Here is a 17367-nt window from a genome sequence, read left to right on the forward strand (position 1 = left end):
GGACACGCGGGCGCGATCGTCTCCGGTTCCGCGGGCACCGCCCAGGCCAAGAAGGACGCCCTGGAGAAGGTCGGCGTCCGCGTCGGCCGGACCCCGAGCGAGACCGCCCGCCTGATGCGCGAGGTCGTCGAGTCGCTCTGACGTACGCTCCCGGGGCCACGGCCCCGACGGGCTGCTCCCTGAGCCCGGCTCCGGGGTGAGCGGGACGCGGCGTGGCACCGCGCGATCCGGTGGCGGGCTCGACACCGGATCCCGCGCCCGCCCCACCGCGCCGAGAACCACCAAGGGCGCCCGGCACCCCGCCGGGCGCCCTTCGCCGTGCGATCCCCGTTTCGCCGTGCGATCCCCGCCTCACCGCGCGATCCCCGTTTCACCGCGCGGCCCCGGCAGGTGATCCCGGTACGCGGCTCCGACGGGCCGCTCCCGCCACCGCGCGGGCCCGCCGATTCCCCTGTTGGTGGCCGCCCTCGATCACCGCGGGTCCCTCTCCGGGAGAGGGGGCGGCGCGGGTGCCCCCCGAATACCACAGGGGGCTCGTGTCACGCGGTACGCGACACGCGGGCGCGGGAGTCCCTTCCGCGCCGAAGATCCTGAGACCATCGACTACTGTGACGGCCCTTTTCGATCAGCTACGGACGGCTCCCCGTAACGTCCTCAGCCGTATCCCCCTGCCCGGCCTCACGGGTGACGACGACGACGTCCGCCGGCCGCTTCCCGTCTCCGGGATGCTCGCCGCCGCGTGGACCCTCGGCGTGGGGCTGGCGGTGCTCACCACGCTCACCCTGATCGGCTGGATCGCCGCTCCACGCGGCGCGCTCGGCGCGGGCCTGCCCGCGGTGTTCCGCACCGCGTCGCAGCTCTGGCTGGCCGCGCACCACGCGGGCTTCGCGATACCCGGCGGCTCGGTGGGCCTGCTCCCGCTCGGGCTGACGATCCTGCCCGCCTTCCTGCTGTACCGCGCCGGGATGTGGATGGCCCGCGACGCGGACCTGCGGCTCCGGCTGCCCGCCCGGCTGCCCAAGAACACCCCGAAGGAGGTGTCCAACGCCCGTCGCAGGGCGCAGCTGGTCCTGATCGCGCAGGCGGGCATCTCGCTGGCGGCGCCGTACGCGCTGCTGGCCGGGCTGATCGCGCTGATCACCAGGAACGAGATCACCCAGCCCTTCCTCGGCGACGTGCTGGTCAGCCATCTGGTGCTGGCCTTCATCGCGGGCTCCGTGGCCGTGGCCAGGACGATCGGGCCCTGGCGGTCGATGCTGCGCCTGCTGCCCGAGCGGCTGCGCTCGGTCGTGGCCGGGACGTCCGCAGCGCTGGCGATCATGCTCGCGGCGGGTGCCGTCCTGGTGCTCGGGGCCATCGTGGTCAACTTCGGGCAGGTCCAGGAGCTGTCGGGCATCCTGGCGCCGGGGTTCGTCGGCGGGCTGCTGCTCCTGCTGGTCCAGGGTCTCTACCTGCTCAACGCCGTCATCTGGGGCCTGGCCTACATCGCGGGCCCCGGTTTCGCGGTCGGCACCGGCACGCTGGTCGCGCCCACGGGCGTGCAGCTGGGCGCGGTACCGAGCCTGCCCATCCTGGGGGCGCTGCCCGAGGCGGGCCCGACCCCGGCCTGGGTGATGATCGTGATCGCGGTGCCGTTCGTGGCCGGGGCCGTGGCGGGCATCCTGGTCGTCCGGATCTCGCCCTCTCCCTCGTACGAGGGGGCGCCGCTGTGGGGGTTCGTCTGCGGGCTGGCGACCGGGGCGGTGGCGGGCCTGCTCGCGGCGCTCTCCGGCGGCTCGATCGGCGGCGCGCGGCTGTCCGCGCTGGGCCCGGCGGGGTGGGAGGTGATGCTCTCGGTGACCCTGGAGGTGGGCGTCGCGGCGGGGATCGCCGCCGGGCTCGCCAACTGGTGGCTGATCTTCCGCGGGCACAACACGGCCGTCACCAAGGCGGCGGCCAAGGTCGGCACGGCCACCGCGCCGGTGCGCAAGGCGGGCGTCAAGATCGCCAAGGCGGCGGCCTCGGCGGCCGGGAAGGTCGGCTTCGCCGAGCCCGAGGAGCTCCAGAAGCTTCCCGGCTACTGGCTGGACGCCACGGAGTGCGACACCCAGCCGATCCCGGTCATCAGGGACGACTGGGAGGACGAGCACGCCTCGGCCGCGGCGGAGAGCGCGCAGAAGGCCCGCAACCCCGACCCGCCGCGCCCGCCCCGGCGCGACATCGTCGACGAGACCGACGACAAGGGCGGCCACGTCATCTACGTCGACCCCTACGCCTGGGACCGCGACTAGAGAACCGGGGTTCACGTCGTCTTCCCGCCGGGAACGCCTTCCGACCCGGGAACCGCCCGGGAACCTTTCACCCATGCCCGCCCCTCACCCCAGGGCCGCGACCGCCTGAACCCGTGGCGGCCCGGGGGCGTGACGGCCCGTTCCCATGGGGCGCCCGGGCCCGTGACCGCCCGGACTCATGGCCATCTGGATTCATGACCACCGGACTCATGACCACCTGGACGTGGCCGCCTGGATTCATGGCCGAGGATCCGGTTGCCGGGAATCCGGTCATGGTTGGAAACCCTTTGCGTGGGGCCGGGCGTATGGACGGTCATGAGACCTAAGACGGCCGCGTGAGCGGTCACGAGGGGTTCACCGAGTTCGTGGCGGCGCGGGGAGCGAGCCTGTTCAGGATCGCCCACCTCACCTGCGGGTCCCGCGACGAGGCCGAGGACGTCCTGCAGGGCGCGCTGGAGAAGGCCTACCGCAGCTGGGGACGCCTGCACGCGGGCAGTGATCCCGAGCCCTACGTGCGCCGCATCATCGTCAACACCTCCATCAGCCGCGCCCGCCGTCGCGCGATCCTGCGGATCTTCCTGACCGACTCGCCCCCGGAGACTTCGGCACCCGACTCGCTGAGCGGTGTCGAGCTTCGCCAGGTCCTGATCGCGGGCCTGCGGAGGCTGCCGCCACACCAGCGCGCCGTACTGGTCCTGCGTTTCTTCGAGGACCTGACCGAAGCCCAGACCGCCGAGACTCTTCGCTGCTCGATCGGAGCGGTCAAGAGCCAGGCGTCGAAGGGGCTGTCCCGTCTGCGCGCCCTGATCGGCGCCGACCTGAACGAGGAGGCGTTTCCCCGTGCCGAACATTGAGGACGAGCTCCGTCTGGCCCTGGTCGAGGAGACCTCCGCGCTCGGCGTCCCCCCCGGCCTCGCCCACAGGGTCGTACAGGGCGCGAAACGGGAGCGGAGGGCCCGTACGACGGCCGTGGCCCTGGTCGCCGCGGCCGTGCTGGCGGCGGCCGTACCCGGCTACCTGAGCGTGACGGACCGGAGCGGCGTCGCCTCTCCCACCCGGGCGGTGGGCGTGGACGGCGTCGAGGTCGGTTACCTGCCCCCGGGGCTCGGCGTGCCCGTACTGGAGAGAGCCGACGCCGGAGGTCTGCGCGGCACGGCCGCGACCTGGGGGGCGGGGGACGACCTCGTCCGCGTCACGGTCTACCGGGACCCGGCCTTCGGGGGAGCCGAGCGCGTGCTCGGCGGGATCAGGGGCACGCCCGAGACGCTGTCGGGAGTCCTCGTCGCGAAGGTGCGCGGACGCGGGGCGTTCACCCGGGCCGAGGGGGACGACCTGGTCTGGGAGGAGCGGCCCGGCCTGGTCCTGCGCGTCACGGTGGGCGCCCTGTACCGGGACGCCCTGCGGAGGATCGCCGGTGGTCTGATCCCCAAGGATCCGACCGGGGGAGTTTTCCAGGGACTGCGTGTCACATACATCCCCCCCGGCCTGCACCTGGCGGACCTCTCCTCCGTGGTCGACCGGACCGGGTGGGCCGAGATCCGATTGAGCGGGGACGACGGCGCCTCGGTCCGGATCCTGGCGGTGCGCGGGCTGAGCGCCGCGGACCCGGAGACGTTGCTCACCTGGGCCAGGGTCCGTCAGAACCTGTACACCGCCACCCCGGAGAAGGTCCGTGGCAAACCCGGGTACCGGGCGGACGGGGGCGGCAGGGGGGCCTCGTACTCGCGGCTACGCCTGTGGCTGGAGAAGCCCGGCCTCGGATACGTCGTGGAGGTGAACGAGGGTCTCGCGACCACACTGGACAGGATCGTGAAGGGCCTCGTCCCCATCGAGCCGCCGTCCGCCTCCGGCAACGCGATCGGCCAGGTCACCGTCGCCTACCTGCCCCCCGGTCTGCGGCGGGTCGCCGGGGAGACGACACGGCTCGGCAAGGGCTGGAGCGCGACGGTCGGACGCTGGTCGGACGGCTCGCGCGACGTCGAGGTCACCGTGATCCGCGGCGTGCGCCTCTACGACAACCTGTGGGTGAACGAGTTCCTGCGTGGGGAGAAGCGCGAGTCCGCGCGCACGAGAAGGCCGTCCATGGGCATCCGGACCACCGGTCCGGACGGTCGCCGGGGGATCTTCTTCGAGAGCACGGAGGTCGCCGTCCACGTCAAGGTCGACCCCGCCCTGGCCGGCGACCTGGACAGGATCGCCACGAAGATCCGCGTCCCGCCCCCGTCCTACCGGCCGTAGCTCCTGAGGGCCACAGATCTCACAGCCACCGATCAGGACCGACCGGGACCGACCGGGACCGACCGGGAAAGGAGGATCCGCCCGCACTCTTCCGGGAGTGCGGGCGGCGTCGTCACCGGCGCCGCCCGCCGGTCAGGACGGGAAGGGGCCGGTCAGGGTAGGACAGGAAGGATGCCGGTCAGGGCGGGAAGGGGAACTGCACCTGGCCCGGCTGGAGGAAGGGCATCTTCTTCTCCATGGCCCGTTCGAGCTGCTCCACGCACTCGTTCTGCGACGCGATGGTGCCCGCGCCCCTGCCGCACTCGGTGTAGGCGGCCAGCTCGTCACCGAAGTAGAACTGCAGCGCCGTCACCGCGATCGAGATCAGCAACGCCCCGGCCGACAGCACGACGCCCACCACGGCGGTGCCGGCCGGCTTGGGGATCGAACGGAGTGTCCTGATCGCGCGGATCGAGGTGACGAGGGCGAAGATCGCCATGACGATTCCCGCGAGGGGGAGCGCCAGCGTCATCACCACCGCGGCCACCGCGAGCCACAGCGCCCTCCGACCGGCGCTCTCAGCGGGCCGGACCTCGACCGGTAGTGTCACCTGACCTCCTTGCGTTGTTCGTGCGGACAGGCCGATACCCTTGCAGCGGCGTGAGTCCCCGTCCGAATGGAGTGCGTCGGTGTCATCCCAGGCCGTTCGGCTTGTGGTTCTCGTGTCCGGTTCTGGAACCAACCTACAGGCCCTGCTGGACGCTGTGGCAGACGAAACCTACGGTGCCCGGATCGTGGCCGTGGGCGCCGACCGCGACGGCATCGAGGGTCTGGCGCGCGCCGAGCGCGCGGGGGTGCCGACCTTCGTGGAGAGGCTCGCCGACCACCCCACGCGCGAGGAGTGGGACGAGAGACTCGCCGCCCGCATCGCAGAGCACCGGCCGGACCTCGTGGTCTGCGCGGGGTTCATGAAGATCCTCGGCTCGCCGACGCTGGAGGCCTTCCCGGTCCTCAACACCCATCCCGCCCTGCTGCCCTCCTTCCCCGGCGCGCACGGCGTCCGCGACGCGCTCTCGTACGGCGTGCGCGTCACCGGCTGCACCGTGATGCTCGCCGACGCGGGCGTCGACACCGGGCCGATCATCGCCCAGGAGGCCGTGCCCGTGCTGGACGGCGACGACGAGGCGGCCCTGCACGAGCGCATCAAGACCGTCGAGCGTCACCTGCTCGTCGACACCGTCGGCCGGATGGCCCGCGAGGGCTGGACCGTCACCGGCAGGACCGTCCGATTCGGACGCCCCGGCGGATGAGCCGGGCACCCGGAGAAAACCGGAACCAACCAGGACCGGAACCAACCAGGAGGAGCACGAAGTGACCCGCATCGCCATCCGGCGCGCGTTGATCGCGGTGTATGACAAGAGCGGGCTGGAGGAACTGGCCCGCGGGCTCGACGCCGCGGGCGTGGAGATCGTCTCCACCGGGGGCACCGCCGCGAAGATCGCCTCCTTCGGCGTCCCCGTCACTCCTGTCGAGTCGCTGACCGGCTTCCCCGAGTGCCTCGACGGCCGGGTCAAGACGCTGCACCCGCGCGTGCACGCCGGGCTGCTCGCCGACAGCGGCAACCCGTCCCACGTCAAGCAGCTCGAAGAGCTGGAGATCGAGCCGTTCGAGCTGGTGGTGGTCAACCTCTACCCGTTCCAGGAGACCGTGGCCTCCGGAGCCTCCGACGCCGAGTGCGTGGAGCAGATCGACATCGGCGGCCCGGCCATGATCCGGGCCGGGGCCAAGAACCACGGCACCGCCGCGGTCGTGGTCGACCCCGCCTCCTACGGCGACGTGCTCGCCGCGGTCGCCGCGGGCGGCTTCACCCTCGTCGAGCGCCGCCGCCTCGCCGCCGCCGCGTACGCCCACACGGCCTCGTACGACACCGCGGTGGCCTCCTGGTTCGCGAGCGTCTACGCCGCCGAGGACGGCGCGTGGCCGCGCTACATGGGTGCGGCCTGGGAGCTGCGGTCGCCGCTGCGCTACGGCGAGAACCCGCACCAGGGCGCCGCCCTGTACTCGGGGCAGAAGGACGGCCTGGCCAACGCCGAGCAGCTGCACGGCAAGGAGATGTCCTACAACAACTACCTCGACGCCGACGCCGCCTGGCGGGCCGCCTGGGACTTCGACGGTCCCGCCGTGGCGATCATCAAGCACCAGAACCCGTGCGGCATCGCGGTCGGCGCCGACGTCGCCGAGGCGCACCGCAAGGCGCACGCCTGCGACCCCGTCTCGGCGTACGGCGGGGTGATCGCGGTCAACGCGGAGGTGACCGGTGAGCTGGCCCGGCAGATCGCCGAGGTGTTCACCGAGGTCGTGGTGGCCCCCTCCTTCACGGAGGAGGCGCTGGAGGTGCTCACCGCCAAGAAGAACATCAGGCTGCTGTCCTGCCTCGGCGGGCCGTCCAACCCGGCGGAGTTCCGCCGGATCGACGGCGGCCTGCTGGTGCAGACCGCCGACCGGGTCGACGCCCCGGGCGACGACCCGTCCACCTGGGAGCTGAAGGCCGGGCCCGCCGCCTCCGCCGAGGTCCTCGCCGACCTCGCCTTCGCCTGGAAGGCGTGCCGCTCGGTGAAGTCCAACGCGATCCTGCTCGCCTCCGACGGCGCGAGCGTGGGCGTGGGCATGGGACAGGTCAACCGGGTCGACTCGGCGCGGCTCGCGGTCTCCAGGGCGGGCGAGCGCGCCTCAGGGGCCGCGGCGGCCTCCGACGCGTTCTTCCCCTTCGCCGACGGCCCGCAGATCCTCATCGACGCGGGAGTGAAGGCGATCGTGGAGCCGGGCGGTTCGATCAGGGACGAGGAGGTCGTCGCGGCGGCCGAGGCGGCCGGGGTCACCCTCTACTTCACCGGCACCCGCCACTTCTTCCACTGATTCCGTCCCCTGCGTGCGGCCGCCGTACGGCTGTGGCGGCCGCACACGGGAGATAAGAAAGTGGCGGATTAGACAGGACCAGCTGGGTGAAAAAGGTTTGACCTGCGGTTAGTCTGAAGCATCCCCTTTCGTCCCAGCCGTGGAGCTCCCCTATGCCCCTGCTCGACCACGCCCTGTACGCCTTCGTGATCATGCACGGTTTCTGGATCAGCCCGTGGATGATGATCATCATCGCGCTCGGCGCGGCCTACCTCAGCGGGCGGGCCATGGAGTGGATCCCGTTCACCCGCAGGATCATCGAGCGGAGGGAAGCGAGGGAGGCCGAGCGCGGCTGAGCGCGCTGACCTCGCTGACCCCGGCGGGCTCGTCGCCCGCACGGGTTCCGTGGAAAGGTGACCCCGGCGGGCCCGCCGCCCGCGCGAGTCCCGTGAGGGGGCTGACCCGGGTGGGTCCGTCGTTCGCGCGAGTCCCGTGAGGGGGCCGGCCCGGGTGGGGCCGTCGCTCGCACAGGTCCCGTGAGAGGGTTGTCCGCATGAGCGCGCGGATTCTCGACGGCAAGGCCACGGCGGCGAAGATCAAGGCAGACCTCACGGCGCGGGTGGCCGCGCTGAGGGAGCGGGGAGTCGTCCCCGGGCTCGGCACGGTCCTGGTGGGCGGTGATCCCGGCAGCCAGATCTACGTGGCGGGCAAGCACCGCGACTGCGCGGAGGTGGGCATCTCCTCCATCCGCAGGGACCTGCCGGAGGACGCCACCCAGGCCGACGTCGAGGCGGTCGTCGACGAGCTCGACGCCTCCGCCGAGTGCACCGGCTACATCGTCCAGCTCCCGCTGCCCCGTCACCTCGACACGCAGGCGCTGATCGAGCGGATGGACCCGGCGAAGGACGCCGACGGCCTCCACCCGGTCAACCTGGGCCGCCTGGTCCACATGGTCGACGCGCCGCTGCCCTGCACGCCGTACGGCATCGTCACGCTCCTGCAGGCGTACGGGGTGCCGATCAAGGGGGCCGAGGTCGTCGTGGTCGGCCGGGGCATCACCGTGGGCCGCTCGCTCGGCCTGTTGCTCACCCGCCGCTCGGAGAACGCCACCGTCACCCTCTGCCACACCGGCACCCAGGACCTCGCGGCCCACACCCGGCGCGCCGACATCGTCGTCGCCGCGGCGGGGGTACCGCACCTGATCACCGCGGACATGGTGAAGCCGGGCGCCGCCGTGCTCGACGTCGGCGTCTCCCGGGTCGACGGGAAGATCGCCGGCGATGTCGCCCCCGGCGTCGAGGAGGTCGCGGGCTTCCTCACCCCCAACCCCGGCGGCGTGGGCCCGATGACCCGGGCCATGCTGCTCACCAACGTGGTCGAGGCCGCCGAGAGGCAGGCCCGCGAGCGGGGCTGAGACCGCACGTCCCGCGGTTTCCCGGGACGCGGTTCCTCACGGACGCCCCGCGGTTCCTCAGGAGGCCCTGCGGTTCGCGGTGGTGGACGACGCCGTCTGAGGCTCCGGGGACCCGGCCGCGCGCTGCGGCGGCACCACGGGGGTGGGCCTGACCAGCCCCAGGGCGACGACCTCGTTCGCCAGCCGGGTGCGCCGGTTGGTCCCCTCGGGGATGCGGAACTTCTGGTAGAGGCGCAGGAGGTGCTGCTTGACAGCCGCCTCCGTCACCACCAGGTCGTCCGCGATCTCCCTGGCCGTGGCCGGGGCGACGAACGCCTCGTCCGACAGCGCCGGACGGCACAGCGACGTCAGGACATCGACCTCCCGCCTGGTCAGCTCCGGCGCCGCGGCGCGGCGGAGCTCGACCTCCGGGGCGAAGTCCTCGCGCGGCACCCCGCCGATCCTGCCTCGTGCCGCGCCGAAGGACACCACGTCACCGTCGTCCAGCACCCTCCGGGCGATCGGCCGTCCGTTGACCCGGGTGCCGTTGCGGGACAGGCCCAGGTCAACGACGTACAGGTAGGGTCCGCGCCGGACGAATTCCGCGTGCAGCCGGGAAACACTCGGATCGGTGAGCCGGATGTCCACTCCACGGCCACGTCCGATCGTCGTGATCTCGGGGCGCAACGGGACCACCTCGCCTGTGTCCTCGATGCGTATGAACGGCCCCTCCACGGCAGTTCCTCCCCAGGTAGCCCGCCGTAACTATTCCTACAGCTTCGGCTTACCCAAACGAGGTGATGGGGAATCGCCTTTGCCAGAAGGAGAATCCTGCGTGAAATTGGTCTGTACCTCTCGGGAGGGTTTCCGCTGCTCACAGGTAGACTTCGGGCACAGATAAGCGGAGGAAACACTCATGGCGGACAAGCCCACCAAAGGTCTCGCCGATGTCGTAGCCGCGTCCACAGCGCTCAGTGACATCGACGGTCAGGCCGGTCGCCTCTTCTATCGTGGCTACGACATCCACGATCTGGCCGGCCGCACCACCTTCGAAGAGACCGCCCACCTGCTCCAGTACGGCACCCTCCCCACGCGGGAGCAACTGTCGGCGTACGGTGAGGAACTGGTCCGGGGGCGCACGCTCGGCACGCTCGCCGAGGCCAACATCCCGGAGATCGCGGAGAAGCAGGCCCCCATGGAGGCGCTGCGCACGCTGGTCTCGCTGGCCGGGGGCGACGATCCCGACAAGGACACCAACGCCCCCGAGGCGAACCTGCGCAAGGCCGCCAGGCTCACCGCGCAGCAGCCGATCCTCGTCGCCCGCTACCACGCGGCCAGGACCGGGACCACCGTCCCCGACCCGGACCCGGAGCTGAGCGTCGCGGCGAACTTCCTCCTCCAGATCACCGGCCGCGTCCCCGGCGAGCGCGAGGTCGAGATCTTCGACGCCTGCCTGGTCCTGCACGCCGACCACACGATGAACGCCTCCACGTTCGCCGCCCGCGTCTGCGCCGCGACCCTGTCCGACATGCACTCGGCGGTCGTGGCGGCCATCGGCACCCTCAAGGGCCCCCTGCACGGCGGCGCCAACGAGCAGGTCATGCGCACCCTGGAGTCGCTCGACACGGGTTCGGTGGCCCGGGCCGTACGCGACAGGCTCGCCGCCGGTGAGAAGATCATGGGCTTCGGGCACCGCGTCTACAAGACCGAGGACCCGCGCGCCACGCACCTGCGCAAGATGTCGCAGGAGCTCGGTGAGGCGTCCGGCGACGACACGTACTACCGGATGTCCAAGGAGATGGAGGAGGTCGTCTTCGAGACGAAAGGCCTCTACCCGAACGTCGACTTCTACGCGGCGACCGTCTACCACTATCTCGGCATCCCGACGGATCTGTTTACCCCCGTCTTCTCCGTCAGCCGCATGTCAGGATGGACCGCACACGTCATCGAGCAGCACGCCGACAACCGGCTGATCCGCCCTGACAGCGAGTACATCGGCGAGCGGGACCAGAAGTGGAAGCCGATTTCCGATCGATGAGCCGGAGTCAGGGGCGAGAGCGGGTGGTGGGCCGGTGAACGCGCGAGCGGCCGAGGCGAACAGGGAACGTTGGGGGGCCTACCCCCTGGTGATGGGCGGGGCGCTCGCCGCGCTCACCCTCTCCGTACTGCTGGGCCTGCCCTACTGGGGCGGGATCGCCATGGGTGCCGTCATGATGCTGGGGGCGCTCGTCCGGCTGGCCTCGGGCGGGCGTCTCGCCGTCCGCCGCAAGGCCACGGACGTCGTCACGCTCGGAGGCCTCGGCCTCGCCCTGGCGGCGGCCGGGTTCATCCTTGAGTTCAAGGACCTCGTACCGATGTGACAGGTCGGACGAACGGGTGCGTCGCGAGGCGATCGGCCCGGTCCGATAGCCTCACGGCCAGTGAGCCTCAAAAAGGACTGTCTGGCCAATTTAGTTCAGAAGGGGAACCACACGCATGCCCAAGATCAAGGTAGAGGGCCCCGTCGTCGAGCTTGACGGCGACGAGATGACCCGGATCATCTGGCAGTTCATCAAGGACCAGCTGATCCTTCCCTACCTCGACGTCGACCTGAAGTACTACGACCTCGGGATCGAGCACCGCGACGCCACCGACGACCAGGTGACGATCGACGCCGCGAACGCGATCAAGCAGTACGGCGTCGGCGTCAAGTGCGCCACGATCACCCCTGACGAGGCTCGGGTGGAGGAGTTCGGCCTCAAGAAGATGTGGAAGTCCCCGAACGGGACCATCCGCAACATCCTCGGCGGCGTCATCTTCCGTGAGCCGATCATCATGTCCAACGTGCCGAGGCTCGTCCCCGGCTGGACCAAGCCGATCATCATCGGCCGTCACGCGTTCGGCGACCAGTACCGCGCCACCGACCTGAAGGTCCCCGGCGAGGGCAGCCTGACCCTCACCTACACCCCCAAGGACGGCTCGGAGCCGATCGAGCTCGACGTCTACGACTTCCCCGGCCCCGGCGTCGCGATGGCGATGTACAACCTGGACGAATCGATCCGCGACTTCGCCCGCTCCTCCATGCGGTACGGCCTGTCGCGCGGTTACCCGGTCTACCTCTCCACGAAGAACACGATCATGAAGGTCTACGACGGCCGCTTCAAGGACATCTTCGCCGAGGTCTTCGAGACCGAGTTCAAGGCCGACTTCGACGCCGCCGGGATCACCTACGAGCACCGCCTCATCGACGACATGGTCGCCGCGGCGCTCAAGTGGGAGGGCGGATACGTCTGGGCCGCCAAGAACTACGACGGCGACGTCCAGTCCGACACCGTCGCGCAGGGCTTCGGCTCGCTCGGCCTGATGACCTCGGTCCTGCTCACCCCCGACGGTCAGACCGTCGAGGCCGAGGCCGCCCACGGCACGGTGACCCGCCACTACCGCGAGCACCAGAAGGGCAACCCCACCTCCACGAACCCGATCGCCTCGATCTTCGCGTGGACCCGGGGCCTGCAGCACCGCGGCAAGCTCGACAACAACCCCGCGCTGATCGACTTCGCGGAGAAGCTGGAGCAGGTCTGCGTCGAGACCGTCGAGGGCGGTCAGATGACCAAGGACCTCGCCCTGCTGGTCGGCGGCGACGCCAAGTGGCTGACCACCCAGGACTTCCTGGCGGCCCTGGACGAGAACCTGAAGAAGAAGGTGGGCTGACAGCCGGAGCCTGACCGGCGTCCGGCGGCACCGGGCCGACACGGGCCGGTGCCGGACCGGCCGCCCGCCCGCTGCCGGGTGGCAGCAGGTCGGCGGCCGGTTCCGTCGCCCAGGAAACGCCCGGGAAAAGGGCCGCCCCACGGCGGCCCTTTTCCCGTTCTCCGCACCGGAGGCGGGCTCTCCCCGCGCGCCTGGCGCCCTCCCGCGCTCACGGCGCCGGGTGCGCCCTTCCGCACTCACGGTTCCTCGCGCGTCCTCCCGCGTTCACGGCGCCGGGTGCGCCCTTCCGCACTCACGGTTCCTCGCGCGTCCTCCCGCGTTCACGGCGCCCGGTGCGCCCATCCGCACTCACGGCGCCCGGTGCCCTCCCGCGTTCACGGCCCCCGCGCGCCCTCTCGCGTATACGGCGCCCGGTGCCCTTCCGTAACTCACGGCGCCCGGCGCGCTTACGGCGCCGGGTGGCCGGTCACGGCGCCGTCACCGCCCCCAGGACGAGCGGGGCGTTCGCCGGGAGGCCGGGCACGCGGTGCGAACGGCCGGTGACGGCGTCCACCCGGTAGAAGCCGAGGAGGCCGCCCCCGGCCTTGGCGCTCATCCGTACGACCACCTCGCGGTTGTTCAGCCAGCTCACGACCTCGGCCGTGGCGGGCCGCCTCGTCTCGGGGAGCGGGTGCCGCTTGAAGACCCGTCGTGACGCGGCGTCGATGACGTGGAGGCTGTGGGGCTCCTCGCCCTTCCCTGCGACGACCGCGGCGGAGTGTCTTCCGCCGGGGGAGTCGGCCCAGGTCCCGTACCTCTCCTGGAGCCAGGTGGCGATCCGCTGCGCCGGAGGCGTCTGTCCTGCGGGTACAGACGTCAGGGCGCCGGTCGTGAAGTCGGTCCGCAGCCGCCGCTCGCCGAGGGTGACGGTGAAGTGGCGGCCGTTGGGGGAGACGCTCACCCGGGTGCCGTTCTCGGTGTCGGAGGCGGCGAGGACCGGCGACAGGTAGCGCTTCACGCCACTGCCGAGGTCGTGGGCCACGTAGCGTCGCTCCGCCGCGCTCAGGTAGGCGACGCGGCGCCCGTCGGGGCTGATGGCGGGGGCGAGCCGGGGGCCCTTCTCCTCGTCGCCGTGCGCGAGGCGCTGGACGGCGTCGGGGACGCGCAGCGTCGCCTCGCAGGGTTCCGGGCCCTCGCACCCGGCGAGGCCGGGAGCGGGGCTCTCGGGGCCGCCGGAGGCCATCGTCAGCGTCCAGCCCGCGCAGGTGACGTCTCCGGCGCGTGCGGGAGGTGTTCCGACGGGGGCGTCGGGACACGGCCCGGGGGACGCGTAGCGGATCACCGAGGAGGTCCGCGGGGCCTGCCACGGCGCCGGGAGGGCACCGGTCTCCCCGCCGCCCCCGTCGGAGCCGTCGGGCTCCGGGCTGGAGACCGCTCGTACGGGCTCCTGCGCCTGTGCCGCGTGCGGCCGGCCGCGCTCGCCCAGCGCCGAGTTCCACACCTCGCCCTGCTGGACCACGACGAAGGCGGCGATCAGGCCGACCGGCACGAGCGCCGCCGCCACGGCGAGGAGTGCGCCCCTGGCGCGACGCCGCCTGAGCGTACGCATGGACCGGACGGTGAGGTCGGGGACGGAGGCCTCGCCCGCGGCGTTGGCCATCCGGGTGATCAGGCGGCTCTCGCTGCCCTTGGTGAGGGTGTCGACCGCCTCGGCGATCTCCGACTTCACGGTCTCCTCCGAGAGCCCGAGAAGGGAGGCCATCTCCGCCTGGGACCTGCCGTCGTGCAGGCAGGCGACCACGAGGAGCCGCTGCCTGGGCGCGATCCGCACCAGGGCCGTCGGCCCGGCGGCGCTCGGCCGCTGGAGGAAGCGGCGGTAGAGCGCGATCTGGGCGTGCGTGGTGGGGTTCTCCCACAGCGGCGGCGGCCAGGAGAGGGCGACGGTGTGGAAGGAACGCAGGGTGAGGCGGATGGCCTGCTCGTGGCTGCCGGTGAGGAGAAGGGCGGTGCCGACGAGGGAACGCTGATCGCGCTGCACGAACTCGCGATAACCGATGTATCGGCGCATGGAAGTTTTTGCTCCGGCTTGCCTGAGGGACGTACAACGGTAGCGATCTAAGCGGCTGGAGCGCCAGATTGGGGTGAATGTCGGAGATTGGGGGGTAACGCTGCCTGTCGCTTTTTATCGTGACACGGGTGGAAGCCGAGTCGTTGTCGTAGGAAATGTGAGGTCACGTCGGGATAACGAGGGGAGAGGGTGGGTCATGGCGCCGTAAAGTTTGCCACGTCGAAGATTACGAGACCGTGGGGACGATGATGCCGGAGATCGCGCCACTGGAAGCGGGAGAGCCGCGCCAGCTCGGGCCGTTCCGTGTCGTCGGGCGGGTCGGCGAGGGCGGGCAGGGCATCGTCTACCTGGGGATCAACGCCGCGGGCGAGCGGGCGGCGATCAAGTTGCTGCACGTGAAGTTCTCGGGTGACGCCATCGCCAGATCCCGGTTCGCCAGGGAGGCGAGGGCCGCCCAGCGCGTCGCCTCGTTCTGCACGGCGGGCGTGATGGACGCCAACCTCGAAGGCGACACCCCCTACATCGCGAGCGAGTACATCGAGGGCAGGTCGCTGCGCGAGGTCGTGGAGACCGACGGCCCCCTCAAGGGCTCCCCGCTGCAGCGGCTGGCGATCGGCACGGCCACCGCGCTCACCGCGATCCACCACGCCTCGATCGTGCACCGCGACTTCAAGCCGGACAACGTGCTCATCGCCGCCGACGGCCCGAGGGTCGTCGACTTCGGTATCGCCCGCATCCTCGACTCCACCGGCACGATCACCAGCCGGGCCATCGGCACTCCCGCGTACATGGCGCCTGAGCAGATCTCCGGCGCCGACGTCGGGCCGCACACCGACGTCTTCGCCTGGGGGGCGACCATCGCGTTCGCCGCGACCGGCGAGACGATCTTCGCCGGCAGCTCGATCGCCGTGGTGCTCAACCGCATCCTCAACCACGAGGTCGACCTCGGCACGCTGCCGGAGCCGTTACGCGGCGTGGTCGGCTCGGCGCTGGCCAAGTCGCCCGCCACGCGGCCCTCGGCCGACCAGCTCCTGCTCCGGCTGCTCGGCCATCCCGAGACGGCGAACGCCTCGCCCGCGATCCTCACCCAGGGCGCCAAGGTCGCCGTCCCCGAACCGTCCCGCGACGAGCTCCGGTCCCGTGAGCGGGGCCAGGAGCGAGGGTACGCCGACGGCGACCGGAAGGACGACCGGAGGGGCGACCAGGAGCTCGACAGCGACGCCACCAGCCCCATGCGCACCCCGAAGCCCCGGACGGGCGGTGTCTCGGGCGACCAGCCCCTCCCGTCCACGGGATTCCGGGCCCGGCAGCCCGTCCACGACCAGCACCCCCACACCGGGCAAGGCGATCAAGCAGGCCAGGGCGGCCATATCGGTCAGGGCAGCCAGATCGGTCGGGACGGTCAGATCGGTCAGGGCGGTCAGGTGTTTCATCAGGGGACGGGTGGCCAGACCGGGCCGGGGCAGGGTGAGCGCCGCGCGCCCGCCGCCCACGGCGGGCCGTCGTACACCCCCGCCCCCGCTCCCGTGGAGCACCCGTCTCCCGTGGAGCACCCGTCCTTCCCCGACCACCGCTTCCCGGACCACCGCTCTCCCGGGTCGCGTCCCTCGGAGCGTCACTCCCCGGGGCAGCGACCACCTGATCCGCGCTCTCCCGACCACTTCCCCCAGGACCGCTTCTCCCAGGACCACTTTCCCCAGGACCACTTCCCGGCGGATCGCCGCTCGCCGGCGTACCGCGGCCACCCGTCCTCCCCGGACTACTGGGACCACCCCCCGGCCCCCGGGCCGGAGCAGGGGGGCGAGGTGCCGCCGCCCAGCTGGCAGGCGTCCGCGACCCTCGTCGGGGCCCCGGAGACGCCGCGGCGCCCGCGCCGGGGGCGCTGGATCGCCGCCGCCGTGGCCGTGCTGCTGCTGGTCGCAGGTGGGATCGCCGCGGCCCGCTGGTGGCCGGGGGCCACCCCGGAGGACGAACCGGAGAAGCCCGTCCCCACCGCGTTCACCTCCGTGGTGGACAAGGCCGCGGGCACGGACAGGCTCGTCGTCGGCGTGCGCGACTCCCTGCCCGGCATCGCGCTGAACAACCAGGGCAGGTGGAGCGGCTTCGAGATCGACCTGGCACTCGCGATCGCCAAGGCGATGGGAGTGCCGGAGAGCGGTGTCACCTTCCGGAGCACCAGCCGCCCCGAACGGCCGAAACTGCTGGCGGACGGCGACGTCGACCTGGTCCTGTCGACGTACTCGATCAACGACACCGACGACGTCACCTTCGCGGGCCCGTACTACCTCGCCCACGTCGACGCCCTCGTCAAGGACGGCTCGCCGATCGTGGGCCTGAAGGGCCTGGAGGGCAGGCGGATGTGCCAGCCGGCCTCCAGCGCGGCCGTGGCCGTCCTGCAGGGCGCGGTCGGGCAGCTCACGCTGGTGCCCGCCCAGACCTACACCGAATGCGTCAACATGCTGCAGGCCGGGCAGGTCGACGCGATCCCCGGTGACGACCTGCTGCTCGCCGGTTTCGCCAACCGGGAGAGCATCCGCTACAAGCTGCTCGGCCTGAAGCTCACCGACGAGCGCTACGCGGTGGCGCTCAAGAGGGGCGACGCGCGCACCTGCGAGGCCGTCAAGGGCGCGGTCGCCGACCTCTACCGGAACGGCACGATCCGCACGCTGCTCGACAAGCACTTCTCCAGGGTCGAGTTCCCCGGGCGGGAGAACGACGCCCCCACCATGGCCGCCTGCACCTGACCGGAGTTCCTGCCGAGGCCGCCTGCGCCTGACCGGGGCTTTCGCGGGGGCCGCCTGCGCCTGACCGAGGTTCCTGCCGGGGTCGCCTGCGCCTGACCGGGGCTTTCGCGG

General features: G+C 71.7%; 14 protein-coding genes and 1 pseudogene. 12 read left to right on the plus strand and 3 right to left on the minus strand.

Annotated features, from left to right (window positions below):
* The 4 genes and pseudogenes from ACFYWM_RS18335 to ACFYWM_RS18350 all read left to right on the plus strand — a co-directional run.
* A pseudogene (locus ACFYWM_RS18335) lies at positions 1-141 on the plus strand (succinate--CoA ligase subunit alpha); the annotation flags it as partial.
* Between the two features lie 467 nt (positions 142-608).
* Complete coding sequence (locus ACFYWM_RS18340) at positions 609-2270, plus strand: DUF6350 family protein (protein ID WP_389916051.1); 1662 nt, start codon at positions 609-611, stop codon at positions 2268-2270.
* 335 nt (positions 2271-2605) lie between these two features.
* Positions 2606-3124 (plus strand): SigE family RNA polymerase sigma factor, encoded by a 519-nt coding sequence (locus tag ACFYWM_RS18345; protein WP_389916053.1) that lies wholly within the window; start codon positions 2606-2608, stop codon positions 3122-3124.
* Positions 3111-4508 (plus strand): hypothetical protein, encoded by a 1398-nt coding sequence (locus ACFYWM_RS18350; RefSeq protein ID WP_389916055.1) that lies wholly within the window; start codon positions 3111-3113, stop codon positions 4506-4508. The genes ACFYWM_RS18345 and ACFYWM_RS18350 overlap by 14 nt, the downstream gene beginning before the upstream one ends.
* Before the next feature lie 178 nt (positions 4509-4686).
* Here ACFYWM_RS18350 and ACFYWM_RS18355 read toward each other — a convergent pair whose 3' ends face one another.
* Positions 4687-5097 carry a hypothetical protein gene (locus ACFYWM_RS18355; protein ID WP_389916058.1) on the minus strand — a complete coding sequence of 137 codons (411 nt, stop codon included), beginning with the start codon at positions 5095-5097 and terminating at the stop codon, positions 4687-4689.
* 79 nt (positions 5098-5176) lie between these two features.
* Between ACFYWM_RS18355 and purN the strand changes: the two genes are divergently transcribed.
* The 4 genes from purN to ACFYWM_RS18375 all read left to right on the plus strand — a co-directional run bounded on the left by purN (position 5177) and on the right by ACFYWM_RS18375 (position 8796).
* Positions 5177-5797: a phosphoribosylglycinamide formyltransferase gene (purN, locus tag ACFYWM_RS18360; protein WP_389916061.1), complete on the plus strand. Its 621-nt coding sequence runs from the start codon at positions 5177-5179 to the stop codon at positions 5795-5797.
* A gap of 61 nt (positions 5798-5858) precedes the next feature.
* Positions 5859-7403, plus strand: coding sequence for a bifunctional phosphoribosylaminoimidazolecarboxamide formyltransferase/IMP cyclohydrolase (purH, locus tag ACFYWM_RS18365; RefSeq protein ID WP_389916064.1), 1545 nt, complete (start codon positions 5859-5861; stop codon positions 7401-7403).
* Between the two features lie 152 nt (positions 7404-7555).
* On the plus strand, positions 7556-7738 hold the full coding sequence (locus ACFYWM_RS18370; protein WP_362678706.1) for a hypothetical protein: 183 nt from the start codon (positions 7556-7558) through the stop codon (positions 7736-7738).
* A 197-nt stretch (positions 7739-7935) separates the two neighbouring features.
* Positions 7936-8796 carry a bifunctional methylenetetrahydrofolate dehydrogenase/methenyltetrahydrofolate cyclohydrolase gene (locus ACFYWM_RS18375; RefSeq protein ID WP_389916068.1) on the plus strand — a complete coding sequence of 287 codons (861 nt, stop codon included), beginning with the start codon at positions 7936-7938 and terminating at the stop codon, positions 8794-8796.
* Between the two features lie 57 nt (positions 8797-8853).
* Here the strand turns inward: ACFYWM_RS18375 and ACFYWM_RS18380 are convergent, their stop codons facing one another.
* The gene (locus tag ACFYWM_RS18380) at positions 8854-9510 is read right to left on the minus strand and encodes an FHA domain-containing protein (RefSeq protein ID WP_344749230.1); all 657 of its coding nucleotides are present in this window, start codon (positions 9508-9510) and stop codon (positions 8854-8856) included.
* A gap of 181 nt (positions 9511-9691) precedes the next feature.
* Here ACFYWM_RS18380 and ACFYWM_RS18385 point away from each other — a divergent pair, with 181 nt between their 5' ends.
* From ACFYWM_RS18385 to ACFYWM_RS18395, 3 genes are all read left to right on the plus strand, one after another.
* Complete coding sequence (locus ACFYWM_RS18385; protein ID WP_389916073.1) at positions 9692-10813, plus strand: citrate/2-methylcitrate synthase; 1122 nt, start codon at positions 9692-9694, stop codon at positions 10811-10813.
* A 34-nt stretch (positions 10814-10847) separates the two neighbouring features.
* On the plus strand, positions 10848-11135 hold the full coding sequence (locus ACFYWM_RS18390; protein WP_389916076.1) for a DUF3017 domain-containing protein: 288 nt from the start codon (positions 10848-10850) through the stop codon (positions 11133-11135).
* Positions 11136-11250: 115 nt separating this feature from the next.
* Complete coding sequence (locus ACFYWM_RS18395; RefSeq protein ID WP_389916079.1) at positions 11251-12465, plus strand: NADP-dependent isocitrate dehydrogenase; 1215 nt, start codon at positions 11251-11253, stop codon at positions 12463-12465.
* A 466-nt stretch (positions 12466-12931) separates the two neighbouring features.
* On the opposite strand, the gene ACFYWM_RS18400 is transcribed toward ACFYWM_RS18395, so the two are convergent.
* Positions 12932-14512: a sigma factor-like helix-turn-helix DNA-binding protein gene (locus ACFYWM_RS18400; protein ID WP_389916082.1), complete on the minus strand. Its 1581-nt coding sequence runs from the start codon at positions 14510-14512 to the stop codon at positions 12932-12934.
* 245 nt (positions 14513-14757) lie between these two features.
* Between ACFYWM_RS18400 and ACFYWM_RS18405 the strand changes: the two genes are divergently transcribed.
* The gene (locus ACFYWM_RS18405; RefSeq protein WP_389916084.1) at positions 14758-17256 is read left to right on the plus strand and encodes a protein kinase; all 2499 of its coding nucleotides are present in this window, start codon (positions 14758-14760) and stop codon (positions 17254-17256) included.
* The last annotated feature ends 111 nt before the right edge of the window (positions 17257-17367 follow it).

Origin of the sequence: Streptosporangium sp. NPDC002721 (assembly GCF_042888905.1) — a bacterium.
In the GTDB taxonomy this organism is placed as follows: domain Bacteria; phylum Actinomycetota; class Actinomycetes; order Streptosporangiales; family Streptosporangiaceae; genus Streptosporangium.

Coding starts and splice junctions, on each gene's coding strand:
- ACFYWM_RS18370 (WP_362678706.1), top strand. CDS start 7,556: ATGCCCCTGCTCGACCACGCCCTGTACGCCTTCGTGATCATGCACGGT.
- ACFYWM_RS18375 (WP_389916068.1), top strand. CDS start 7,936: ATGAGCGCGCGGATTCTCGACGGCAAGGCCACGGCGGCGAAGATCAAG.
- ACFYWM_RS18385 (WP_389916073.1), top strand. CDS start 9,692: ATGGCGGACAAGCCCACCAAAGGTCTCGCCGATGTCGTAGCCGCGTCC.
- ACFYWM_RS18395 (WP_389916079.1), top strand. CDS start 11,251: ATGCCCAAGATCAAGGTAGAGGGCCCCGTCGTCGAGCTTGACGGCGAC.
- ACFYWM_RS18400 (WP_389916082.1), bottom strand. CDS start 14,512: ATGCGCCGATACATCGGTTATCGCGAGTTCGTGCAGCGCGATCAGCGT.
- ACFYWM_RS18405 (WP_389916084.1), top strand. CDS start 14,758: ATGATGCCGGAGATCGCGCCACTGGAAGCGGGAGAGCCGCGCCAGCTC.